The 24558-nt window shown below is 62.4% G+C and carries 21 protein-coding genes; 12 read left to right on the top strand and 9 right to left on the bottom strand.

The window, feature by feature from the left end; all coding sequences use genetic code 11:
* Positions 1-153: 153 nt before the first annotated feature.
* Complete coding sequence (locus ACT2FV_RS03655) at positions 154-723, bottom strand: DJ-1/PfpI family protein (RefSeq protein ID WP_124903854.1); 570 nt, start codon at positions 721-723, stop codon at positions 154-156.
* Positions 724-1237: 514 nt separating this feature from the next.
* Between ACT2FV_RS03655 and ACT2FV_RS03650 the strand changes: the two genes are divergently transcribed.
* A complete protein-coding gene (locus tag ACT2FV_RS03650; protein WP_444503223.1) occupies positions 1238-2269 on the top strand; it encodes a GlxA family transcriptional regulator in 1032 nt (343 codons plus the stop codon).
* The gene (gene mug, locus ACT2FV_RS03645; protein WP_059599029.1) at positions 2266-2796 is read left to right on the top strand and encodes a G/U mismatch-specific DNA glycosylase; all 531 of its coding nucleotides are present in this window, start codon (positions 2266-2268) and stop codon (positions 2794-2796) included. The genes ACT2FV_RS03650 and mug overlap by 4 nt, the downstream gene beginning before the upstream one ends.
* Here the strand turns inward: mug and ACT2FV_RS03640 are convergent.
* Positions 2757-3689: a LysR family transcriptional regulator gene (locus tag ACT2FV_RS03640; RefSeq protein ID WP_124648323.1), complete on the bottom strand. Its 933-nt coding sequence runs from the start codon at positions 3687-3689 to the stop codon at positions 2757-2759. The two genes, mug and ACT2FV_RS03640, sit on opposite strands and share 40 nt — an antisense overlap.
* A 430-nt stretch (positions 3690-4119) precedes the next feature.
* Between ACT2FV_RS03640 and ACT2FV_RS03635 the strand changes: the two genes are divergently transcribed.
* The 8 genes from ACT2FV_RS03635 (at position 4120) to ACT2FV_RS03600 (ending at position 13855) form a co-directional block, all read left to right on the top strand.
* On the top strand, positions 4120-4806 hold the full coding sequence (locus ACT2FV_RS03635) for an antibiotic biosynthesis monooxygenase family protein (protein WP_059599031.1): 687 nt from the start codon (positions 4120-4122) through the stop codon (positions 4804-4806).
* Between the two features lie 52 nt (positions 4807-4858).
* Complete coding sequence (locus ACT2FV_RS03630) at positions 4859-6484, top strand: MFS transporter (RefSeq protein ID WP_444503222.1); 1626 nt, start codon at positions 4859-4861, stop codon at positions 6482-6484.
* A gap of 11 nt (positions 6485-6495) precedes the next feature.
* Complete coding sequence (locus tag ACT2FV_RS03625; RefSeq protein WP_151047374.1) at positions 6496-7572, top strand: HlyD family secretion protein; 1077 nt, start codon at positions 6496-6498, stop codon at positions 7570-7572.
* A complete protein-coding gene (locus tag ACT2FV_RS03620; RefSeq protein WP_151047340.1) occupies positions 7569-9107 on the top strand; it encodes an efflux transporter outer membrane subunit in 1539 nt (512 codons plus the stop codon). The genes ACT2FV_RS03625 and ACT2FV_RS03620 overlap by 4 nt, the downstream gene beginning before the upstream one ends.
* Positions 9108-9776: 669 nt before the next feature.
* Positions 9777-10076, top strand: a complete 300-nt coding sequence (locus ACT2FV_RS03615) for a hypothetical protein (protein ID WP_226114357.1) — start codon at positions 9777-9779, stop codon at positions 10074-10076.
* Complete coding sequence (arsD, locus tag ACT2FV_RS03610; RefSeq protein ID WP_124903850.1) at positions 10073-10918, top strand: arsenite efflux transporter metallochaperone ArsD; 846 nt, start codon at positions 10073-10075, stop codon at positions 10916-10918. Before ACT2FV_RS03615 ends, arsD begins: the two co-directional genes overlap by 4 nt.
* A gap of 9 nt (positions 10919-10927) precedes the next feature.
* The gene (gene arsA / locus ACT2FV_RS03605; RefSeq protein ID WP_444503221.1) at positions 10928-12691 is read left to right on the top strand and encodes an arsenical pump-driving ATPase; all 1764 of its coding nucleotides are present in this window, start codon (positions 10928-10930) and stop codon (positions 12689-12691) included.
* 81 nt (positions 12692-12772) lie between these two features.
* Entirely contained in the window at positions 12773-13855 is a 1083-nt protein-coding gene (locus ACT2FV_RS03600) for an ArsO family NAD(P)H-dependent flavin-containing monooxygenase (RefSeq protein ID WP_151047344.1), read from the top strand.
* Positions 13856-14289: 434 nt separating this feature from the next.
* Here ACT2FV_RS03600 and ACT2FV_RS03595 read toward each other — a convergent pair whose 3' ends face one another.
* The 6 genes from ACT2FV_RS03595 to ACT2FV_RS03570 all read right to left on the bottom strand — a co-directional run bounded on the left by ACT2FV_RS03595 (position 14290) and on the right by ACT2FV_RS03570 (position 20826).
* A complete protein-coding gene (locus ACT2FV_RS03595; protein ID WP_124622953.1) occupies positions 14290-15294 on the bottom strand; it encodes a transketolase family protein in 1005 nt (334 codons plus the stop codon).
* Positions 15291-16133, bottom strand: a complete 843-nt coding sequence (locus ACT2FV_RS03590; protein WP_444503220.1) for a transketolase — start codon at positions 16131-16133, stop codon at positions 15291-15293. Before ACT2FV_RS03590 ends, ACT2FV_RS03595 begins: the two co-directional genes overlap by 4 nt.
* 45 nt (positions 16134-16178) lie before the next feature.
* The gene (locus tag ACT2FV_RS03585) at positions 16179-17507 is read right to left on the bottom strand and encodes an MFS transporter (protein WP_444503219.1); all 1329 of its coding nucleotides are present in this window, start codon (positions 17505-17507) and stop codon (positions 16179-16181) included.
* A gap of 80 nt (positions 17508-17587) precedes the next feature.
* The gene (locus ACT2FV_RS03580; protein WP_124903840.1) at positions 17588-18337 is read right to left on the bottom strand and encodes an SDR family NAD(P)-dependent oxidoreductase; all 750 of its coding nucleotides are present in this window, start codon (positions 18335-18337) and stop codon (positions 17588-17590) included.
* 190 nt (positions 18338-18527) lie between these two features.
* The gene (locus tag ACT2FV_RS03575; RefSeq protein ID WP_151047376.1) at positions 18528-19418 is read right to left on the bottom strand and encodes a LysR substrate-binding domain-containing protein; all 891 of its coding nucleotides are present in this window, start codon (positions 19416-19418) and stop codon (positions 18528-18530) included.
* A gap of 538 nt (positions 19419-19956) precedes the next feature.
* Complete coding sequence (locus ACT2FV_RS03570; protein ID WP_444503218.1) at positions 19957-20826, bottom strand: LysR family transcriptional regulator; 870 nt, start codon at positions 20824-20826, stop codon at positions 19957-19959.
* Between the two features lie 111 nt (positions 20827-20937).
* Between ACT2FV_RS03570 and ACT2FV_RS03565 the strand changes: the two genes are divergently transcribed.
* Entirely contained in the window at positions 20938-21924 is a 987-nt protein-coding gene (locus tag ACT2FV_RS03565) for a zinc-dependent alcohol dehydrogenase family protein (RefSeq protein WP_124622963.1), read from the top strand.
* A 303-nt stretch (positions 21925-22227) separates the two neighbouring features.
* On the opposite strand, the gene ACT2FV_RS03560 is transcribed toward ACT2FV_RS03565, so the two are convergent.
* Positions 22228-23187, bottom strand: a complete 960-nt coding sequence (locus ACT2FV_RS03560) for a LysR substrate-binding domain-containing protein (protein ID WP_444503217.1) — start codon at positions 23185-23187, stop codon at positions 22228-22230.
* Between the two features lie 119 nt (positions 23188-23306).
* Between ACT2FV_RS03560 and ACT2FV_RS03555 the strand changes: the two genes are divergently transcribed.
* On the top strand, positions 23307-24518 hold the full coding sequence (locus ACT2FV_RS03555) for an MFS transporter (RefSeq protein WP_444503216.1): 1212 nt from the start codon (positions 23307-23309) through the stop codon (positions 24516-24518).
* Positions 24519-24558 lie beyond the last annotated feature (40 nt).

Below are 24558 nucleotides of genomic sequence, written 5' to 3'. Positions count from 1 at the left end.
CCGTCGTTGCGCGGATGAACCGCGCTTGCAGGCCAAAATGAGCGTTTTCCGGGCCACGGCGGGTTGCGACGCGATGCGCCTGCTCATCGACGCGATGTCCCGGACCGAGCGCGCGTGACCGATGGCGCCCGCTCGTGCGCCACTTCAGTGCGGTTACGCCAACAATCTTCTGGCAATGTGCTCGACGACGCGCTGGCCCAGATCCTCGCCGACGAGCGCCAGGGCAACGCGAATGCCGGCGTGCACGCCGTCCGCCGAATAGACGTTGCCGTCCTTCACGCAATGCTGACCGGCGACGACGTTCACCTGCGAATGCTCGTCGGCAAGACGCTGTCCGCCGCCCGGATGCGTGACCAGCCAGCGACGATCGGCAAGGCCGGCACGTGCGAGCAGAAACGCTCCGTTGGATACCGTCGCGAGCTTCCGCACGTGACATCCGGTTTCGTGAAGCCAGTCCACGAGCGCACGATGCTCTCGCTCCGGACCGTCGAACGGAGAACCGGGTATCACGACGATGTCGAATGATGCGGCCGCGTCCGCCAGGCACGCTGTCGTGCCCACCGCGGTTCCGTTCGAACAGACGACGGGCCCGGGCACCGGTCCGACGAGGTGCTGTTCGTAGACGATCCGGCCGCACTGGCGATTCGCTTCCTGAAAAACATCCATTGGACCGCTTGCCTCGAGCAGCCGAAAGCCGGCATACAGCATGATTCCGACATCCATGACACATTCCTCCGCAAACGTATTCCGGGAGAGGCTACGCTTTCGACGCCGATACCGGTCGCAGACGGGCCGCGTCGTTCCTTCGAAACAGCGGCGCCACGTGACGCGTTGCGAGCGATACGACGATTCGGTTCCGTGCCCATCTTCGGCGGCGTCGTTGCCTCGCGCGTTGCCGAACCCAGTCTAGTCAGGCGGAGCGGGAGCGGAAACCCGGACATGCAACCTTGCGCGGCCAATCGCGGCGAGATTTCGGCCACGTCGCGTCGCCGGTTTCGGCGCCCGACACACGGCTACCGCTCCACAAACGTCGGAGCACGCCGGCACGGCTTACATTCAGCCTTCTTCCTGCGCCGCAAAAGTCAATTACCGGACCGTGTGTCCACGCGGTCCGTCCGTTGCGGTAATCTGGCGCAAGGCTCGTCACCAGGTCGCCGCGCCGGCTCGAAACGCGATGCAGCAGTCGCGGTACGTGGTGCCTCCGCGCGAGCGGGCTCTTATTTGCTGAAGGTCAGGAATGAAAGTCGCCATTGTCGTCTTCGATGGTGTGCAGGCGTTGGATGTCGCAGGCCCACTGGACGTATTTGCGGAAGCCAACACGTATCTTCCTGTTCATCAGAGGTATGAGGTTTCCCTCGTCGGAAAGAGGGCCGGCACCGTGGCGTGTTCGAACGGAATGCAGTTGTCCGTTCAGTTCGGCTTCGGGGATCTCGACGCGCAATATGACCTGATACTGGTCGCGGGCGGCCCGCAATTGCCGGACGCCTGCCCCTCCGGCGACGTCCTCAGCTGGCTGCAGTGCCAGGCACGGGGCGCGACGCGATTCGGCTCCGTGTGCAACGGAACGTTTCTGCTCGGCCATGCGGGCCTGATCGACGGCAAGGCCGTGACGACGCACTGGGCGGTTGCAGCGCGCCTCGCAAACGAGTTTCCGCTGGCCAGCGTAAAACCCGACAGCATCTTCATCCGGGACGGGCGACTGTTTACGTCCGCCGGCGTGACGGCAGGCATCGATCTTTGCCTGTCATTCGTATCGGAAGACTGGGGACACGAGATGGCCGTACGCATCGCGAAGCAACTGGTCGTCTATATTCAGCGCGAAGGCGGGCAGTCGCAGTACAGTCCGTTCATTTCGGCCGGCAAGGACGAGGACCCGATCATCGGCAAGGTCCACCAGTACGTGACCGACCACATCGCCGATACGCTGTCGATCGAGCAGCTCGCGAGCGCCGTGTCGGTGAGCCGCCGGACCTTCTCGCGGCTGTTCGCCAAGCATGCAAAGGTGACGCCGTCCGCGTTCGTCGAACAGATTCGCGTCGATACCGCGAGGACATTGCTCGAAACGTCGGATGCACCGCTCAAGACCGTCGCGTTCAAATGCGGCTTCCACAGTGCCACGCACATGCGCGCGACGTTCGCGCGGCGGCTCAACGTCACGCCGCAACAGTACCGGCAACGGTTCAGGAGCACGGCCGATTCGAATCGGCACGCGCAGGCCGGTGCGGGAGACGCGGCCGGTTCGCATTCGCAACGGCGATTGCATCCGTGAGTCACGCCAATCCGGTTCAGCCGCTCTCGGACATTCTCGAACGCGGGTTGTCGGTGATCTTTTGCGGCATCAACCCAGGGCTCGGTTCGGCCTCGGCGGGCCATCATTTCTCGAACGCAAGCAACCGATTCTGGCGCGTCGTTCACCTGGCCGGTTTTTCGCCCGAACGGATTCGTCCCGATGACGATCGCACGCTGCTTCGATATGGTTGCGGGCTCACCACCGCCGTTTCGCGTGCGACGGCCCGTGCCGCCGAATTGTCGCGATCGGAGTTCGAAGCGGCCGCATCGGGATTCGAGCGGAAGATCCAATACCATGCGCCGCGGTACGTCGCGTTTCTCGGCAAGACCGCCCTTGCGGCGATGTCCGGCAAGCGCGACATCCAGTGGGGCGCGCAATCCGATACGTTCGGCGGTGCGCGTGTATGGGTGCTGCCGAATCCGAGCGGCCTGAACCGCGCGTTCGACCTCGATTCGCTGGTGGCCGCCTACCGCGAGCTCCGTGTCGCGATCACGTCCGTGCCCTGAAGTTCTGCATTGTTGCGCAGCGTGTGGGTAACGAAATCCACGAAGGCCCGGACCTTCCCGCTCGCGCCTCGCCGCTCGACATGGAGCAGGCTTACGGGAATCGGCTCGTGCTCGAACGCCGTCAGGATTGGCCGAAGCCTGCCGTCGCGCACCTCCGGGGCAGCCTGATACGACAAGAGCTGGGTCACGCCCACGCAATCGACGGCAGCCAGAACGGCGGCGGGAACCAGATCGACGATCATCCGCGGCCGAAGTCGAACGGGCACTCGCGAACCGTTGTCGTGAAACACCCACTCGAGCGGAAGCGACACGCCGGTGCATGACACGCAGTCGTGATGGAGCAGGTCACGCGGATGCGCGGGTTCTCCGTGCGCAGCGAGATAGGCAGGCGCTGCATACGTTCGCCGCCGAACGACACCCAACGGAAGCGCGAATACCGAAGAGTCGCCCAAGTGGCCGATCCGGATGGCAATATCGACACCCTCCTCGAGCAGCCGCGTGGTCCGGTCGACATACACGGCGTTGACGTCGACATCGGGATAACGCAATACGAATGCATTCACCAGCGGCGCGATGAATCGCTGGCCGAACAGCACCGGGGCTGAAATGGTCAGCGTGCCCACGGGGTTTTCATGATCCGTGGCGATATTCACCTCCGCGTCCGTGATCACGTCCAGCACCTTGCGGCACGCATCGGCGTAGATTGTGCCCGCGTCCGTCGCCCGCACCGAGCGCGTCGTGCGCGCCAGCAGTTGCGTGCCGATTCGGGTTTCGAGCGAATGCACCGCCCGCGAAACCGCTGCCGTCGACAAGCCGAGCTTCTCCGATGCGGCGGTGAAGCTGCCGCGGTCGACGACGGCCACAAAGACTTCCATCTCGCGCAACTTGTCCATTCCGCCTCCCGACGCGGTCGATTGAATCCCTACGTCGCGATTGTATGCGCGCGATGCTGCACGTCGAGCTTTCACACGTTCGGGTGACCCAAAAGCGCGTCAGGATGGCCGCAATCGATCCATTTTCATTCGGCATGAAGCAGGCCGATCGTGCCACCCACGGTTCGCCGATGCCAGATCGTTGCGGCCGGACGGCAACAGCGTCTTTCCGGTCGTGCAGGTAATGAAGACGTCCATTGCGGCCGTGGCGCAATTCGCTCACTCATTGGCCCAAAACCGAAACCGCCCGCGCTATGAGAGCGCCACTTCATCTCCGACAATGAACTCCATCACCGCGTGGCTGCGACAGCACGACGATACCGGCCCGCATCAAAGGCGCCGCGCGCATTGCGCATTGCGCCGTATCGCTAACCGAATGAAGGAGTCCGCCATGTTTGCTGCAATGCTTGAAGTCAAGCCGATACCGGAACAGTTCGATGCCTATCTCGGCATGGCGAAGATGCTTCGGCCCGAACTCGAGAAGATCGACGGGTTTGTCGACAACACGCGCTATGGAAGCCTGACCCGGGACGGATGGCTTCTGTCGCTGTCGAGCTGGCGCGACGAGAAGTCGCTGGTGCGCTGGCGAACCTCGACGAAGCACCACACCATTCAGCAGGTCGCGCGCGATCGCATATTTTCCGACTACCAGCTGCGCATCGGCCAGGTCGTGGCCGATACGTGTGTTCCGGCAGGCCAGGTCCTGCAGGAACAGCGCCTCGACGTGACCGAGGTCGGCGCAGGCACGGCCGTCACGCTGCTGGACGCGACGTGCGCGCCGGACTGGCCCAGGCAGGCAGGTCCGCGAGCGGTTGCCGGATGGTTGGGGCTCGACACGCAGGCGCACGGCCTCGTTGCATGGGACGCATTCGACGCGCTGTTGACGCCCGGCGATGTGATCGTCGTCGCGACCTGGCGCGACCAAGCTGCCGCCGCCGCGTTCGAACGCGGAGCGAATCTGCGTTCCGATACGCGCGTTCGGCATATCCGCATCGTGCGGGAGTACGGCATGTTCGATCGCCGGGAAGCGCCGCAGTACTTCGACGAAGCGCGTCGCCATGAACCGGCCGCACGCTGACGGCGTCGCGCCCATGCCGTCATTTCTCCAATCTCAGTAGCCAAGGGATCCTATGAGTTCCGCCAACCCTTCGACGACCGGAACGAGCGAGCCGCTCGGAGTACCCGCACCGGCGCACGCGCCGGTGCGGAGCACGCAGACGCCGGTGCAAACAGGCTCCGGTCACGCTGCATTGTCGCCGCGTGTCGCTATCGGCCTGACCGGAATGCTGTTCGCGTCGTTGCTGGCGATACTCAACGAACAAGTCACCGCAGCGGCGATGGCCGACATTCAAGGCGCACTGTCGATCGGACATGACGACGGGACGTGGCTGACCGCGCTGTTCGAAGCCGCCAACGTGGCGACGATGGTGTTCGCCCCGTGGTTTGGCATGACCTTCACGCTGAAGCGATTCACGATCGGCGCCGTCGTCGCCACGTTGATCTTCGGCATGCTTTGCCCGATCGCGCCCACCCTGCCCGCGCTGTACGTGCTGCGCGTGCTGCAGGGCGTGGCGGGCGGCTGCCTGCCGCCGATGCTGATCATCGTCGCGCTGCGCTATCTGCCGCCCAAGGTAAAGTTGTACGGGCTCGCAGGCTACGCGCTGACCGCGACGTTCGGGCCCGCGCTCGGCACGCCGCTGGCTGCGTTGTGGACGGAGTATGTCAGCTGGCGCATGGCCTTTCTTCAGATCGTGCCGCTCGGGATCGGCAGCTGTGTGGCGATTCAGTTCGGCCTTCCGGCCGATCCGCTGAAACTCGAACGGTTCGGTTCGTTCAACTGGATCGGATTCCTCACCGGCTTTCCCGGCGTGGCGATGCTCGTGATCGGTCTTCTGCAAGGCGATCGCCTCGACTGGCTGAATTCCGGCTTCGTCTGCGCGATGTTTTCCGGCGGGGCGCTCCTGCTTGCGGTGTTTTTCGTCAACGAATGGTTTCACCCGCTGCCCTTTTTCAAGCTGCAGATGCTCGGCCGCCGCAACTTCGCGCACGGCCTCCTCACGCTCACGGGCGCTGTGGTGCTGCTGGTCGGCGTTGCTGCGATACCGGGACAGTATCTCGCGAAGGTTCACGCCTACAGAGCGCTGCAGACGGCTCCGCTGTCGCTGCTGGTCGCGCTTCCGCTGCTGATCACGCTGCCGTTGACCGCCGCCGTGCTGAACCTTAGGCAGATCGATCGCCGCTGGGTGCTCGGTATCGGCGTTGCCCTCATGGCAACGACCTGCGCGATGGGCAGCGTGATGACGTCCGAGTGGATTCGCGACAACTTCTACCTGCTTCAGTCGTTACAGATCGCGGCCCAGCCGATGGTGATCCTGTCGATCCTGATGGGCGTGACGACGGGCTTGCCGCCGACCGAGGGCCCGTTCGCGTCGGCCATGTTCAATTCGCTGAAGACGTTCTCCGCCGCTGCGGCGACTGCGCTGATCGAAGGTGTCGGTACCGCTCGCGAACGCTTCCATTCGAACGTGCTGGTGGACCGCCTGGGCAACCACATGGCGATGACGGACCAGAGCATCGACAGCCTTCATGATTTCGGCGAACTTGCGCACCGAGTCCACGAGCAGGCGTTCGTGCTGACGTCGGCCGATCTTTATCGCGTGATGGCGGGCGTCGCCGTTGCACTTCTTTTCCTTGTTCCGGTGTTGCCCGTGCGGATCTATCCGCCGTGGACCATTACGCCGCCTCCTTCCCGTTGATGGACGAAATCATGTCGACCGCCACCCGTTTTCCGTTCAAGACCACTTACGTTGCCGCATCCCTGGTCGCGGCAGGCATGGCCGTATGGGGCTGCGCACGGCTCGTTTCCGCACCCGAAACCGAATCCACGAACGACGCCTACGTGCAAGCCGACTTCACGCTCGTGGCGCCACGCGTCGCCGGCCAGATTTCCGATGTCCTGGTGGACGACAACGAGTCGGTGAAGGCCGGCCAGTTGCTGGTACGCATCGACGATCGCGACTTCCGCGCAGCATTGCTGAGTGCCCAGGCCGATGTGGTCGCGGCCAAGGCGTCCGTGGCCAATTTCGACGCCGAGATCGCACGGCAGCCGTCGCTCGTCGAGCAGGCGCGCGCGACGCTGCGGTCCGACGATGCCGGTATCGCGTTTGCGCGGGCCAATGCATCGCGCTACCAGAATCTCTCGGAAGCTGGTGCAGGGACGGCACAGGAGCAGCAGCATGCTGCGACGACGCTTGCCGAGCAGCTTGCACAGCAAGCGCGCGATCGGGCCGTGTTGACGGCGACCGAGCAGAACCTCGACGTCCTGCGCGCCGGGCGCGACAAGGCGGCAGGGGCACTGGCGCGTGCCGAGGCGGCACTGGAACAGGCGACGCTCAACCTGTCCTATAGCGAGATCCGCGCACCGGTCGACGGCAAGATCGGGCGACGTTCCGCGCGTGTGGGCGCGTTCGTGACGCCCGGCGCGGCGATTCTCGCGATCGTTCCGCTCCGGGACGCGTATGTCGTGGCCAACTTTCAGGAAAACCAGATTACCAACATGCGGCGCGGTGCCGGCGTACGCATCAAGGTCGACAGCTTTCCGGGCGTGGTGATTCGAGGTCACGTGGACGGTCTCGCGCCCGCGACCGGCGTAAGCTTCGCGCCCATCGCGCCCGACAACGCGACGGGCAATTTCACCAAAGTCGTGCAGCGCGTACCGGTCAAGATCACGATCGACCGCGGGCAGCAGGCAGCGTCCGCACTGAGCGTCGGGCTTTCCGTCGAAGCGGAGGTAGCTGTTGGCAAGCATCGCGATGCGCCGACGGCGGGAGGGAACGGGAAATGAATACGAACGAATTCTCCGTCCGCGAGACGGTACTGGCGATACTCGCGTGTCTCGTGATGGCGGGATGCACGTTGGGTCCGGACTTCGAGCGTCCGAAAACCTCGACCCCCGATGTCTTCAGCCGCACGGAAGCGGCGCAAGCATCGAGCAAGACCGTCGAATCGCAATTCAATGCAGATTGGTGGACGCTCTTCGGCGATCCGGTGCTCGACTCGCTGGAAAAGCAGCTCGCCGACGCGAACCTGGACGTGGCGGTGGCGTCGGCGCGCCTGCGCCAGAGCCGTGCGCAACAGCGGGTCGCCGGTGCCGCGGAACTTCCTTCCATCGTCGGCGCTGCATCGTATAACCGCGAGCGTGGAAGCGAGAACGGGATATTGTCGTTGCTTGGCGTCACGCCGACACAGACGCAACCGCAATCGGCATCGGGAACCTCGCCGGTCGGCGTGGCAGCATTGCCGGGGTCCAAAGGTTCGCCGGCCTACAATCTGTATCAGTCGGGCTTCGACGCGTCGTGGGAGATCGACATCTGGGGCCGGGTTCGACGTGGCGTCGAAGCGGCGACCGCATTGAGCGACGCGTCATACGAGGACCGCAATGCGGTGCTGCTGTCGGTCCGGGCCGAGCTTGCGCGCGACTATATCGAGTTGCGCGATACGCAGTCTCAGCTTCGTATCGCGCGGCAGAACCTCGAGATTGCCCGGGACGCGGTAAACCTCGCGCAAGTTCGCGTACGCGAAGGGGTCACGACGGAGCTGGACGTCGCAAATGCGTCAGCACAGGCCGAATCGATTGAAAGCCTGATTCCGACGCTCGAAGCGAAAGGCGAGACGACGATCAACGCGATTGGCGTGTTGCTCGCCCAGGAGCCGGGGGCGCTGCGGCATGCGTTCGGCGAGTCTCGCGACGTTCCGCCGCTCCCCGAGCAGGTGCCGATCGGATTTCCGTCCGAACTCGTGCAGCGCAGACCGGATATCCGGCGAGCGGAGGCACAGTTGCATGCCGCGACGGCGTCGATCGGAATGGCGAAGGCCGACTTCTATCCGCGCATTTCGTTGAACGGCAGCGCGGGATTCCAGAGCCTGCAGCTGTCGAGCCTCGCCAACTGGGCATCGGGCCAGTTCGTGATCGGACCGTCGATTACACTTCCGATCTTCGAGGGCGGGCGTCTCAAGGGAATGCTCCACCTGCGTGAAGCGCAACAACAGGAGGCTGCGATCAACTACCAACGTACCGTACTCGAGGCATGGCGGGAGGTGGACGACGCGCTTGTCGTCTACGCTGCCGAACAGCGCCGGCGCGATCGGCTCGTATCCGTGGTAACGCTGAACCAGCGCGCGCTCGCGATCGCACAGCAACGGTACAAAGCTGGCGCGGTCGATTACCTCGACGTACTGAACGTGCAGAAGCAGCTGGTGGCGGCGCAGAGCAATCTCGAGCAGAGCAAGGCAACCGCCGACACTAACCTCGTCACGCTATGCAAGGCGCTCGGTGGCGGCTGGGAATCCACATACTCGATTCGGGACGCTGATCGCTGACAAAGCGCTCAGGTGGACAGGTTCCGCTTGTTCTGCGTTCGCATCCGGTTGTGTCGTTTATCTCAAAGTGTTGCGTTCACTTCTATCCCGACGCCTCTAACAGAGACGACTCGCGTGCAGCGAGAGTGGCGCCGGTTGACGCGCCGTCGACAAGATGCTTAAGCCGCGCATCAATCTCAAAATGGCACCTATCTTGCCGCACGTGGTGCAGCGTATCGATAGAATGTCGAACCGTTATGGCCAATCACCGTTCAAGCGGAGACGTCTGCTTTCGATCGAAGAGCAGCCCTTGAGGTGGCTGATGCCAATGGCCGGATATGGCCGGTTGCGGTCAAAAGCAACCGATCGCTGCCGACCCATATCCGTCCTTCTGCAAGCACTGAGGCCGATGACGGCTTTGGGCCTATAAGGGGACGTCCGCACGGTCACATCGCAGATGACCGTCACCTCACTTTTACGAAGGGCGATGTTGTCCGGTGTAGTGCTCTTGCGCATACGTCGGTAGTCGGTCCCCGCACTGTTCCAGTCGCACAGAAGACGGCTTTCCATGATGGCAAGGGCAGTCCGGTCCTCCTTGACGTGCGTCAAGACGCATACCGTCGCCACTCTGCAAGCTGGGGCACCACAATGGTCGAGCCAGATGGTCTATGACAGAACGGAGAGCCTGACGTGAAAGATATCGATCGGGAAATCGACAAACTCTGGAAACGGATTGACCGCATGCCGGCCTTCGCTCCCCGTCGCAACGAGAACGACAACACCGTGACATGGGCGCTGGCAATCGCCCAGCTTGTCTCGTGGGGAACCATCTGCTACGCCGTCTCCCTTTTCGCCGCGACGCCGGCGCCCCTCTACGACCCGGTGTTTGCCGTTACCACGCGGGACTACACTGGCAGCCTCCGCACAAAAATCACCTTGATCATCCGGCAGCCACTTACACACCGTGAACGTAAGGGAGAATTGGCATGAGCACGCCCGTTGATGAGATTCGCCCGGCAGTCGCCACAGACTTCGGCGGCATCCTTGCGTTGCTGGACCTGTGCGGGCTACCCGCGAGCGACCTCACGGCGCAAAGCCTCGACGGCTTCCACGTCGCCGTACGGGACGCCGGGATCGTCGGGGTGGCCGGGCTGGAGCAAGTTGGCGATGCGGCCCTTTTGCGTTCGGTCGCCGTTCACCCGCGGCTGCGCGCATCCGGTCTGGGTGGCCGACTTATCGACGCATCCATTGCGCTGGCGCAAACGCGATCGCTGCGCGCGCTATACCTTATTCCGAACGATGAATCCGCCCTCAATTTTTTTGCGCGCCGCGGATTCACACGCATTGAGCGAACCCTCATTCCCGAAGCGATCCGCGGTCTGCCCGAATTCACGCATCTTTGTCCGCAGACGCATCCGAGCTTGTGGAAGTCGCTGAATTCCAATTGCTCCAAGGTGCCTGCCATGAAGAATCTCGAAGTGTTCGATCCCGCCATGTGTTGCTCGACCGGCGTTTGCGGCGTAGACGTCGACCCCGTACTGGCGCAATTCGCCGCCGATCTGAAGTGGGTCGAGGCGCACGGCGTGACGGTGGCCCGCTACAACCTGGGCCACGCGCCGCAGGCGTTCGCCGCCAACGCCGCGGTGGTCAAGGAAATGGAAGCCGGCATGGAGCGGCTGCCGATCCTCGTGGTCGACGGCCATATCGTCTCGACGGGGATGTATCCGTCGCGCCAGCAGCTTGCGCAGAAACTCGGCATTGCGCTGACGACGGAGGAAAAGCCTCATATCAAGGCCGGCAGCTGCTGTTCGCCGGGCTCGGGCTGCTGCTAAGGAACGCTCATGTCCCTTCCTGACACGCAGACCCGATATCTCTTCTTCACCGGAAAAGGCGGCGTCGGCAAGACATCGCTTTCCTGTGCCACGGGCCTTGCCATGGCCGATGCCGGCAAGCGGGTGCTCATCGTCAGCACGGACCCGGCCTCCAATCTCGACGAGGTGCTCGGCGTCCGCCTGAGTCAGTTGCCGACCGCGGTGCCGGGCGCGCCGGGCCTGTTCGCGTTGAACATCGATCCGGAAGTGGCCGCGCAGACCTACCGGGAACGGATGGTCGAACCGTATCGCGGCGTCTTGCCTGCCGCGGCGATCCGCAACATGGAAGAGCAGTTTTCCGGGGCGTGTACGGTCGAGATTGCTGCCTTCGACGAATTCTCCAAACTGCTCGGCGACCCCGCCGCAACGGCCGATTTCGATCACGTGATTTTCGACACCGCCCCGACCGGCCACACGCTGCGCCTGTTGACGCTCCCTTCGGCGTGGAACGAGTTCATCTCGTCGTCGACGGGGGGCGCCTCGTGCCTCGGACCGTTGGCCGGACTGGAGAAACAGAAAGCGCTCTACGCGGCAACCGTCGAACGGCTGTCGAGCGCAGCCCAGACCACCGTCGTGCTGGTGAGCCGGCCCGAAGTCGCAGCACTGCGCGAAGCGAATCGCACGCGGCACGAACTGGCCGACCTCGGCATCTGCAACCAGGTGCTGGCGATCAACGGACTCTTCTACACAGATCGTAACGACGACGCGATTGCGACCGCCATGACCCGGCGCGCGCAACAGGCACTGGCCGACATGCCGCACGAACTGGCGGGCTTGCCGCAGACGCGCATTCCGTTTCTGCCGCGCGGCACGGTCGGGCTGGATGCGCTGCGCGACATGGCGCATCCCGAACGCGTGCGCATGCCGAGCGAACACCGGATGCCCGACACCGCCTTGCCGCCGGGCCTGGGCGGCCTGGTAGACGAGCTGTCGGCCGCGGGCCACGGCGTGATCATGACGATGGGTAAAGGCGGCGTGGGCAAGACCACTGTAGCAGCCGCGATCGCAGTTGCGTTGGCCGGGCGCGGACACGACGTGATCCTCTCGACCACCGATCCGGCCTCGCACGTGGCCGCCACCGTCGATGGCGTCGTGCCTCGCCTGAGCGTCACACGCATCGACCCGGCGCGCGAAGTGCAGCAGTACACCGAAGAGGTGCTGGCCAAAGCGGCATCGCACCTCGATGCGGGCGGCCGGGCGATGCTCGAGGAAGATCTGCGCTCGCCCTGCACGGAGGAAATCGCCGTCTTCAGGGCCTTCTCGCGCACGGTCGATCAAGGCAAGTCCGGCTTCGTGGTGCTTGACACCGCGCCGACCGGGCACACCATTCTGCTGCTGGACGCTGCCGAGGCCTATCACCGCGAAGTGATGCGCACACAAGGCGACATGCCGGAGTCGGTCCGTCAACTGCTGCCGCGCCTGCGGGACCCGGATTACAGCCGCATCCTGATCGTCACGTTGCCGGAAGCCACGCCGGTTCACGAAGCGGAACGCCTGAGCGCCGACCTCGCGCGCGCGGGAATTACACCGTACGCGTGGGTCATCAACCAGTCGTTGCTGGCGAGTGGCACGACCGACCCGATGCTGTGCCAGCGGGGCACTTACGAGGTGCCGTTCGTCCGCCGCGTGGCGGACGATCTGGCGCAGCGCACCGCACTCATTCCGTGGCTCGCCGAGGCACCGGTCGGGCCAGCTGGCCTCGAGCACGTGATTACGTCGCGGGTGGCCTCGTAGTGCAGTGCACCGCCCACCGCCTTTGAGCTCAATGGGCGGCGTGGCCGCCGGAATCCGAATCATGAGATGGGACGAAAGCGGATGCCTGTAGACATTGATGTCGTGGTAATCGGCGGTGGCCAGGCCGGGCTTGCCACCGCCTACTTTCTGCGTCGCGCGGGGCTCGACTATCTCGTGCTGGATAACCAAAGCGCCCCAGGAGGCGCCTGGCGACATACCTGGGACTCGCTACACCTGTTTTCGCCGGCGCAATGGAGTTCGCTGCCAGGCTGGCAGATGCCCGTATCACACGACAGGTACCCGTCGCGCAACGAGGTTATCGACTATCTGGCGCGATATGAGGAGCGTTATCACATCCCTGTCCGACGCCCCGTTCATGTCGAATCCGTTTCACGCGTTCAGGGTGGGTTGCTGGTCAGTACCGATCGCGGGGAATGGCTCGCCGGGGCGATCGTGAGTGCGACCGGTACCTGGAGCGCGCCGTATGTCCCCGACTATCCTGGACGCGAGATCTTTCGCGGTCGTCAGATGCATTCGGCTCAGTATCGCAATCCGGACAATCTGCGCGGACAAGATGTGCTGGTGGTGGGCGGCGGCAACTCGGGCGCGCAGATCCTGGCGGAGGTATCGACCGTCTGCAACGCCATGTGGGTGACTTTGCAGGAACCGGTTTTTCTTCCAGACGACGTAGATGGCCGGGTCTTGTTCGAACGCGCGACAGCCAAATGGCAGGCTCTTCGCGATGGGCACACGATGACGGCACCAGTAGGTGGTTTGGGCGACATCGTCATGGTGCCACCTGTACGGGACGCGCGTGCGCGTGGCGTTCTGCACGCAATGCGTCCGTTCAGCCATTTCGATACAGACGGCGTCGCGTGGAGCGACGGCACGCATTCCCGCGTCGATGTCGTGATCTGGTGCACCGGGTTCCGCCCCGCACTCAAACATCTTGACCCGCTGCAGATCTGTGATGCAAACGGATTGCCGAGGACAGACGGGACGCGAGCCAGCGACGAGGAACGCCTGTGGTTTGTCGGTTACGGCGAGTGGTGCGGCGCCGCCTCTGCCACGCTCATCGGTGTAATGCGTAGCGCTCGCGACGCGGCGGGGGATATAGCCAGATATTTGCGCGCTATACAGCCGCGCAGCACATCGGCACCGTAGCCGGTGATAGGGGCATCGCAAATGAGGCATCGCCCCTTTTTTCTGCCACGCCACGTCTCGGTCATGTGGCAGGCGGCGTGGATCGAGGCCGGGCCGCAGTTACCAAGATATCAGCACACGCTCGCACGGCCATGTGGAGTCGCTGGCGAATGAGCAGTCGTGGCCGGCTGCGGTCAAAAGCAACCGACCGCGGCCGACCCGCTGCTGCCAGTCGCTCGCTCATTCCGAGAGGCCGATGACAAGCGGCAAGCGGCCCGTCAGCGCTCTTCTTCAGTCGGGCAGGCTTTGCTTGACACATGTCAGCAGCCTACTTTTTCAGGAGGGTGCGTCGATGGAACCGACGCACCCTCCCCGCTCAAGCTAGCCGAGGACATGTTTCATACGCAGGCGAAGCGATGTCCGCCGTGGTGCTGCGCCGGGACAACACTGTGGGTTCAACCAAGCCAGCCCTTGATGGTATTGGCCATGACGTGGGTGGAGATGCCATAGCGATCGTGCAAGGTCGGTAGCGCGCCCGCACCGAGGAACTCATCGGGCAGTGCGATTTGACGGTACATTGGCGTCACGCCCGCCGTAAGCAGCGAGGTCGCGACCGCTTCGCCAAGACCGCCGATCACCGAATGATTCTCGGCGACCACGACCATGCGACCCGTGCGTCGGGCTTCACGCAAGATCGTCTCGGTGTCGAGCGGCTTGATGGTCGGCACGTGCAATACGCCAACGCCTACGTTGTCCGCTTCGAGCACCTTCGCGACTTCCAGCGAGCGCATCGTCATGATGCCCGAGGAGATGATCAGAACGTCGGCGCCGTCGCGCAGCAGCTTGGCTTTGCCGAGTTCGAACTGATAGTCGTATTCATCGAGCACGGCCGGAACGTTGCCACGCAGCAGGCGCGCATACACCGGCCCGTTATGCGCGGCGATCGCCGGCACCATCTGCTCGGTATCGAGCGCATCGCACGGATCGATGACCGTCATGTTCGGCATCGCGCGCATCAGCGCAAGATCCTCGGCCGCCTGATGGCTCGGTCCGTAGCCGGTCGTGAGCCCCGGCAGTGCGCAGATGATCTTTACGTCGAGGTTGTCTTCCGCGATGGCCTGGTGCATGAAGTCATACGCGCGACGGGTTGCGAATACGGCGTACGTCGTCACGAACGGCTGGGCGCCCTCATGCGCCATACCGGCGGCCGCGCCCATCAGCAATTGCTCGGCCATGCCCATCTGATAGTAACGGTCTGGAAACTCCTTTCCGAAGATGTGCAGGTCGGTGTACTTGCCGAGGTCGGCAGTCATGCCAACTACGTTCGTCTTCTCCCGAGCCAACCGGGCCAGCGCATGACCGAACGGGGCGGAACGCGTGACCTGTCCTTCGCCGGCAATAGACGCGATCATCGCCGAGGTCTTCAGGCGCGGCTTCGTGGTGAGAGTGGTGTCGCTCATGCTTGTCTCCCTGCTTCGAGTGCTGCGAGCGCCAGTTGCCACTCATGGGCGTCGACGCGGATGAAATGGTTCTTTTCCCGTTCTTCGAGGAACGGCACGCCGCAGCCCATGCGGGTATCGCAAACGATGATGCGGGGCTGCTCTTTCGGATGATTGCGTGCAGCATCGAAGGCAGCCTTCACTGCGTCAATGTCGTTGCCGTCCACCCGCTGGGTGAACCAGCCAAATGCTTCGAGCTTCTCGACGAGCGGCTCGAACGCCATGATCGTCGAGGACGGACCGTCGGCTTGCTGGTTGTTGACATCGACCATGGCGATCAGGTTGTCCAGCTTCCAGTGAGCGGCCGACATGAGGCCCTCCCAGATGGCGCCTTCGTCGAGTTCACCGTCGGAGAAGAGCGTGTAGACGAAGGCGTTCGAGCCCTTGCGCTTCAGTCCCAGGCAGCGGCCCACCGCGATCGTGAGACCGTGGCCGAGCGAGCCGCCGGACATCTCCATGCCGGGCGTGTAGCTCGCCATTCCGGACATCGGCAACCGGCTGTCGTCGCTGCCGTAGGTTTCGAGTTCTTCCGGTGGCAGGAAGCCGGCTTCGAAAAGCGCCGCGTAGAGCGCGATTGCATAGTGACCATTGGACAACAGGAAGCGATCGCGGCCTTCCCAGTCCGGACTGTCGGGCTGGTAGCGCATCGCGCCAAAGTAGGCAACCGCGAGTACATCGGCGATATCGAGTGCCTGGCCGATATAGCCTTGGCCCTGTACCTCGCCCATCAGCAATGCGTTTCTGCGAATCCGGTAGGCGCGCTCGGCGAGCGTCATCCCATCTGATGACGGATTGTTCATGGTGGATCCTTGATTCAAAAAGGTGAGTCTTTGCAGCGGACGGTGTCAGCGATTGACGGTTTTGGCCGGCACGAGGAAAACAAGCCCTGCACCGATGACGATCGCGACGGAGATGAAGATGAGCCCAGCCGTCGATTTACCGGTCAGATCGTTCAACCAGCCCACGATGGCCGGCGAGAAGAAGCCGGCAAGATTGGCGAAGCAGTTCACCGCCGCGATACCCGCCGCAGCGGACATGCCGCCGAGAAGCGCGGTCGGCAGTGACCAGAACTGCGAAGACGAAGCGAGAATGCCTGCGGCGGCGACGCTGACACACACCAGCGACGCGCCGACTCCGCCCAGTGTCGGAAGCGTTGCGAAGCCCGCTGCCGATACGAGCATCGGGATCGCAAGATGCAGACGGCGTTCGCGATGCCGGTCAGCGCTCGCTCCCACCAGCGGTAGCGCAATGATCGCGCACAGGTACGGGATGGCTGTAAAGACGCCCACCCACAGCGGATCGGCCACCCCGGATTTGCGGATGATCGTCGGCAGCCAGAATGTGAGCCCATATTGACCGAGCACGACGCAGAAGTAGATGGAGGCCATCAACCACAAACGACGATCGCCGATGAACGACCTGATCGACACATGCGCGATCTTGTGCGCGTTGTCGTTCGCCACGTTGCGTGCGAGGAGTGCTTTCTCCGCATCGGTGAGCCACTTCGCGGCAGCGATACCGTTATCGAGGTAGAACAGGATCGTGACACCAAGGAGCAGCGACGGCAGGGCTTCGAGGATGAACAGCCACTTCCAGCCAGCCAATCCCTGCACGCCCTGGAACGCATGCAGGATGTAACCGGACAGCGGCCCGCCGACAATGCCGGCCAGCGGAATAGCCATGAAAAAGAGTGAGAGTGCTTTTGCGCGCCGTGCCGAAGGAAACCAGTATGTCAGATACAGAATGACGCCCGGCGCGAACCCCGCCTCGGCCACGCCCAACATGAAGCGGAGAACATAGAACGTTGTGGGCGACTTGACGAAGACAAACGAGGCCGAAATCACAGCCCAGGTCAGCATGATGCGAGCGAGCCAGTTTCGTGCGCCTACTCTGTGCAACATGAGATTACTCGGTACCTCGAAGAGAAAATAACCGAGAAAGAAAATACCGGCGCCAAGGCCATACACGGTTTCACTGAAGCGCAGGTCGTTGAGCATCTGCAGTTTTGCAAAGCCCACGTTGACACGATCGAGATAAGCGCCCAGGTAGCACAGCATCAGGAACGGTATCAGGCGCCGTCCGACTTTCGCATACGTTTTTGATTCGAAGCTCGCCGAGTCGGCGAGCTTCGTGACATCGCCCGCCAGTGACGGCGCGGTGGCCTTCGTTTTCATGGTTGTCTCCTGCCATATCGCCCCGGGTTTTACCGCCGGGTGCATTGACCCATCTGCCGCAACCGCGGCCGATGTCGTACTTAATGGATTAGCATTCCGCCGTTGACGTCGAGCGTGATGCCCGTGAGGTAAGTCGACAGGTCGCTCGAGAGGAACAGGCAGGCGTTCGCGACGTCCGCGGCATCGCCGAGCCGGCCGAGCGGAATGCCCTTGATGACTTCGGCGCGCATCTCGGTCGTGAGCTTGTCGCCTGTGATGTCGGTCTGAATGAGACCCGGGGTGATCGAGTTGACGCGGATGTTGTCCGGGCCGAGTTCACGCGCCATCGCGCGAGCGAGACCGAGCACACCGGCTTTGGCTGCGCTGTAGTGCGGACCGCCGAAGATGCCGCCGCCGCGTTGCGCGGAAACGGATGACATGCAGACGATGCTGCCGCTCCTTTGCGCCCGCATTTGCGGAATGACCGCTTGCGACATATAGAGCGTGCCGCGCAGGTTCACGTCGATGACCGCATCGAAGTTGTCGGCCCCGATGTCCATCGTCTTCAAAGGCTGCGTGATACCTGCGTTGTTGATCAATCCATCTACACGGCCGTACTTCTCGATGACCGCCGCGGCGGCAGCTATACATGCGGCTTTGTCGGTCACATCGCAGTGGAGGCCGAGGTTGTCCTCGCCGAACTCACGCGCAGCACGCTCGGCATCTCCCTTGTGAAGATCCAGAATCACTACGCGCGCGCCTTGCGCAGCGAGCGCTTTTGCGGTCGCCTTGCCGATGCCGCGCGGCGAGGCGGCACCGGTTACGATGACCACTTTGCTGTCGAGCAACATGTTTGTCTCCATCGATCACGTTAGTTGGTAGACGCAGTTTCAGTGCTTCAACTATCTCGATCAATGCAGTTCGGCTCAACTATTGCTGAAGAATTTTCAGGTGTGGCTGGAACGTGGACTCACGGGTGTCAGAATGCGCCCCTTTGGCATAACGCTGGGGCGCCGCCGCCCCGCCCTGCGCGGCCCGACGCTACAAGGCGGCGCGGCTGGTCTCTTGCTCGACCCAGTCCAAAAATTTGGCCACGCGTGGCAAGTCCAGATTCCTGGCAGGGTAAACGAGGTGATGAGCTCCGACCTCGACCGCATACGTGCGATCGAAGACCGGTATGAGTGAACCTCGTTTGAGATGGACGGATGCGAGCATCGTGCTTTCGAGCGCAATGCCGTGTCCCAATGCCGCGGCCTCGAGGGACATGTACGAGCGGTCGAACGCGAAATCGTATGCCTTGTGCGATACCGCGACGCCGAACTTGCCGAACCATTGCTTCCACTGTACGAGAGGCGTTTCCGAAAAGATCAGGCGCCGTTCGAGCAGATCCTCGGGGGTGCGCACCGGGTGTCGCTTGAGGTATTCCTCCGAGGCAAGAGGCGTGATGAACTCGTTGCGTAGCGTCTTGATCTCGCCATCGGTCCAATGGGCGTAGCCATGCCTTATGTCGAGGTCATAGTGGCCCGAGGTGAACGACACGTCCTCGTACGAGCACGCGAGATTCAACTGAATGTCGCCGTTCGCTTCCTGAAACAAGGCCAGCCGCGGCAGCAGCCACATCAACCCAAAGCTGGGACTCGAATGAATGCGAAGAATCTCGATACCCGACTGGCTCGATGCGCGCTCCGTCGCGCGGCTCAGGTCGGCGAGCGATCCGGTGACATCGGCCAGATACTGCTGACCCGTTGGCGTCAGCACCAGTCCCCGCCCCAGCCTCATGAACAAGGGTCTTCCAACCATGGATTCGAGATTGGCAATCTGATGGCTGACCGCCGACGGCGTTAACCCTAATTCATCGGCCGCCCGATTGACACTCTTTGTCCGGGCGACACTCTCGAACGCGACGATGGCTTTCAGCGGTGGGATGCGCATTGTTCCTGGATGCTGCGGTGACAAACTGTCCTGGATCAGGGTGTTCTGCTCCCCTGAGGGCGGTTCCAGAAATGTCGCGTATCCGAGAGGTAAAGGCAAGCCGCGGTTCGGCCGATGGCAATCGGTTCACACGGGCGCGAGACGTCGTGCAAATATGAGGGCGAGTCCGGCGACCAAACGCATCCGCCGGTAGTCGGACAGGGGCAGGTCTCGGGCCGATATCCGACGCCCAGATGTTCTGACCGTCTGGCGGCTCGTGGCCGAACTGCGCCATACGATGCTGTCGCGCCGCTCGAGCGAGCGGGCGACGTCCGAGCGGCGCATCTCGACCCATAAGGGCACTTCGAGTTGCCATGTGCGAATTGGCCGGCTCCTGGGGTGGATTCAACCGGCAACAACGGTCATTCGCACGGCCGGGCGCGAGCAAACCCGTATAGCCACTGGAGGACAATTGCTGCGATAACCTGGGGGCTTTCTTTGAAAGGCGGTCCAGCGAAGCGGACGTACATCGCACGGAGGCATTGATCGCCCGCCTCATTCAAAGGTTCGCTAGCGAATCAATCGTTGCATCCAGAAGTGCGCGCAGTCGCGCGACTCGACGTAAATCGCGGTGAAAGCCAAGCCAAACATCGCGACCCGGCGGGGCTTCGCCTAAATCGACTCGTCGGATGCCCGGCGTCGCATCACCCAGCGGACAGGGCAGCACTGCAAAGCCAGATCCTTCGGCACACATGCGCGCCTGTACTCCACGATTGTTGCTGCCGAACACGATCCTGGCCCGGGGCAGCATGCGCTTGACCCACTCGACGTCGGACAGCGAGCCGAACTCGCTGTCCATGCTGATCAGCGTGTAGCCGTCACCGTCCCCGCGTGTCGGCGGGACGAGATCGACGTGCCCGTACAACGCATAATCGATGTGCATCAGCTTGCGCTGGATGACGTCGGGTTCGTCGAATGGCGTGATGCGGAATAGCAGATCCGCCTCGCGCCGCGCGAGGTTGTAGAGGCGCGAATCCGTGACGAGTTCCAACGAGATGCCCGGGTACTTCGCTAGAAAGCGCGCGAACACGGGGGTGAGTATGTGCACGCCGAACCAGTCCGACGAGGAGACACGGAGCAGACCCGTCAACTGGGTCTCTTTCCCGGTGAGCGCGCGCGTGAATCCAAGCGCTTCCTCCTCCATTCGCTCGGCATAGGCGAGCGCCGTAGCACCCTCATCCGTCAGCACAAAGCCATTGCTCGTGCGCTGGAACAGCATATGTCCGAGCGCGTCTTCGAGTGCGCGCAACCTGCGCCCCATGGTGGGCTGAGTCTGGCCCACGCGCTTCGCTGCCGCCCCCAGCGTGCCGCAGCGGGCAATCGCCAAAAAAATCCGGACATCGCCCCAATCCAGGTACGGGTCATTCATTTTTGCATGGACTCCGTGCTAAAACTTTGATTTACATGCGTTATAGCATACGTCACGATGAACCCATCGACCCATCAGCTCAACGGAAAGACAACCCGATTGGAGACCACCATGACTATGCAAGCGCTCGTCCTCAGCCGCTACAACGGCCCGCTCGAATTGACTGAAATCTCGATGCCTGAACCCGCACACGGCCAGGTGCGCGTGCGCATTGCCGCAAGCGGTCTCAATCCGCTCGACACCAAGATCCGCGCTGGCAGCGCGGCGCATGCGAAGCATCCGCTCCCGCTGGTGCTCGGCATCGATATGGCTGGCGTAGTCGATGCCGTCGGGCCGGGCGTGACCGCTTTCCATGTCGGCGACGAGGTCTACGGTATGACGGGCGGCGTCGGCGGCATTCAGGGCTCGCTGGCCCAGTATGCGGCGGTGGATGCCGATCTGCTTGCGATCAAGCCCTCCAACCTATCGATGCGTGAAGCCGCGGCGCTACCCCTCGCGTTCATCACTTCCTATTCCGGCATTGTCGATCGGGCCCATCTGCAAGCGGGCGAAACGGTGCTGGTGCAAGGTGGAGCAGGCGGTGTCGGACATATCTCGGTGCAACTGGCGCGCGCACTCGGTGCTCAAGTTTTTGCAACAGCAAGTTCACGCGACCACGATCTCGTTGCGCGGCTCGGCGCTAAGCCAATAGACTACCGGTCGCAATCCGTCGAACAGTATGTCGCATCGTTGACGCACGACACTGGCTTCGACCTCGTTGTCGACACCGTCGGCGGCCCATCGCTCGATGCTTCGTTTGCTGCGGTCAAGCATTTTGGCCATGTTGTCAGCGCGTTGGGTTGGGGTACGCATGCGCTGGCGCCGCTGTCTTTCCGAGAAGCCACGTACTCTGGGGTCTTCACCCTCTATCCGCTCCTGACGGGCATGCATCGCGCGCATCACGGAGCGATACTGCGCGAGGCCACACGGTTGGTCGAAGCCGGCAAGCTCACTCCGAATCTCGATCCGCGCCGGTTCGACCTGCGATCCGCAGAATGCGCCTACGACGCCATCACGAACGCCACCGCACGCGGGAAAATCGTCGTGGACGTCGCGTGAGATCGAACGTGTCAGCTTCGCTGTGTCGATTCACGACTACCCGACACGGTTGGTGCAGGCGCCCCTCAAGCAAATCGTCACGATCCGATGCGGACATTCGAGTGTCCGTCGCGTCGCGCGAGCGAATGACGGAACCTGGCAGGCTGCGGTCAAAAGCAACTGACCGCTGCCGACTCATCCGGGACACTCACATAGCGCACCTCGAATGTCTGTTCACCGCATGTCACGAGCCGCACCTGCTAGCGACGCCCCAATCGGAAATCTCACCGCTGGCGCACTTTGAAAGTCAGTGACAATCGCAAGTCAGCCTGGGTTTTCCGACTCTGATGGCACGGGCATCCCGGCCAGGACGCCCTCGGATATCGCACGCTGGAAGCGGTCGACCAGGAAGTCCAGTAGCACCCTCACGCGTGGAGTCATATAGCGATTTCGGTTCAACACGGCATATATGCCGGGCTCACCTTCGACCCACTCCGGCAACACGACCTGAAGTTTGCCTGCACGAATATCCGCTGCGGCATCCCATATTGTCTTGCGGGCTATGCCGAACCCGGCAAGTGTCCACGCACGTGCCAAGGCGCCATCATTTGTTTCCCATGCGTTTTCCATTGCTACGGTGTGATTCCAACGCTTGCCTTCGGACACGAAGTGAAATTCGTTCAACGGACCTGCAGCCGTAACCAGAACGACAAACTGATGGGCAACCAGGTCAGCCGGGATTCGCGGCGTGCCGTGATTGGTCAGATATTCAGGAGACGCACATAGCACTCGCCAGTTCGGTGCAAGTTGCCGTGCGATAAGTGAAGGATTGTTTGGCCTTCCAAATCGGATTGCGAGATCCACGTCGTCTTGCAGCAAGTCGGAGACGGAGTCGGTCAGGTTAAGTGCGATTTTCAGCTCGGGCTGCGTGCGAACGAAGTCTTCTAGCCAGCTACTCAGTAGATTGCGGCCGAAATCGGCCGATGCCGAAATCCGAACCTTGCCGCGCGCTATCCCCTGGCTCGCGTTGAGTGCGGCCTCGGCATCCTCGATGGCCCTCAATGCGATGCGGCAGTGGTGGTGGTATAGCCGGCCCTCTTCTGTTAGACGTAATTGCCTTGTATTGCGGTCGAATAGCCTTGTTGAGAGTGCCGCTTCCAGTTTGGTGAGCCGCGCGCTCGCTGCTGCCGGTGAGAATCCCAGCTTACGACCGGCAGCGGACAAGTTGCCCAGTGCCGCTGCCTCCACGAACAAACGCATGTCGCCCAGTCGATCAGTTGCCATTCTTCATCCAGATTTGAAAAGTATTCAAATGCGCGGTTAATTATCAAATCCATGTTTACTAGGCAGACTGCCACTCTGCAAGCCCCAACGAGGGAAAACGGTGAAATCTGGAGAACAAGATGGATAAAAATTGCGGGGCAGCGACCGTGGGTATCGGATGCGCTGAGACGGTGAATCGTCTCCCCGTGGGAGCGTTGTTTGCATTGGCGATGGCCAGTTTCATCGCCACAGCGAACGAAACTGTGCCGGCTGGCTTGCTTCCAGAGATTGCACAAGGGTTCCACGTCAGCGAAGCCTGGGCTGGGCAACTTGTAACCCTCTGTGCGCTCGGGTCGGGTGTAGCAGCCATCCCGCTGACCGCAGTTGTCCGTAAGTGGCAACGGCGGCATGTCTTGTTGCTGGTGTTGGCCGCGTTTCTCGTTTGCAATGCGATCACTGCGGTGTCGACGAATTACACGCTGACGCTGGCTACGCGCTTTGCCGTGGGACTCGCCACCGGACTGGCTTGGTGCCTTTTGGCGTCATACGCGCGGCGTATGGTTCTCGCGTCGATGCAGGGACGCGCGCTTGCGGTGGCGATGATCGGCATTCCTTTGGCGTTGTCGGTCGGGGTGCCGTTAAGCGTCTGGCTCGGCAGTATGGTCGGCTGGCGCAGCATCTTTGGCATTATGTCCGGGATGTCACTGGCGTTAATGGTCTTGGTGTGCTGGAAAGTGCCGGATTATCCTGGCGAGATGACGAACCACCGTTTGCCGATGCGGCGAGTCCTCATGATCCGGGGCGTGCGACCCGTGCTGTTCGTGGTGATGGCCTGGATTCTTCCACATTACATTCTTTACACGTACATCGCGCCTTACCTGGCATCGGTCGGACTGGCGCGCGATGTGGATTCTGTGCTGCTGATCTTCGGTATCTCTTCCATGCTCGGCATTTGGGTTATCGGTTCTCTCGTTGACGGGTGGCTGCGCCTGTTGGTATTGGGCGGGCTCGGAGCCTTCGCCTGCGTTTCGGTGATATTTGGGTTAGGCGCCACGTCACCCACGGTCATCTGCGTTGGCGTTGCGATCTGGGGCTTCAGTTTCGGCGGAGCGCCGACCCTTCTTCAAACTGCTTTGGCCGATGCAGCCGGCGAGGGGGCTGACATCGCGCAGTCCGCATTGGTGACGGTGTTCAATCTTTCGTTTGCCGGTAGTGGAATCGTCGGTGGCGTACTACTCGGGACGGTAGGCGTCGCTTCTTTTCCGTGGGTGGTCGCATCGCTGCTGGTGATTGGCGTGTTAGCGGCATGGCAAGCGAATGCCCATGGATTTCCGTCTGGGCAGCGTCAATGAATGAACCAGGCACGTCGCTACGCGCAAGCCGCGAACGGCC

It is taken from the genome of Burkholderia sp. PR2 (assembly GCF_052372875.1).
GTDB classification, from domain to species: Bacteria; Pseudomonadota; Gammaproteobacteria; order Burkholderiales; family Burkholderiaceae; genus Burkholderia; species Burkholderia diffusa.
Note: the sequence above shows the minus strand (reverse complement) of the source record. Positions and strands in the feature narration are given on the sequence as shown.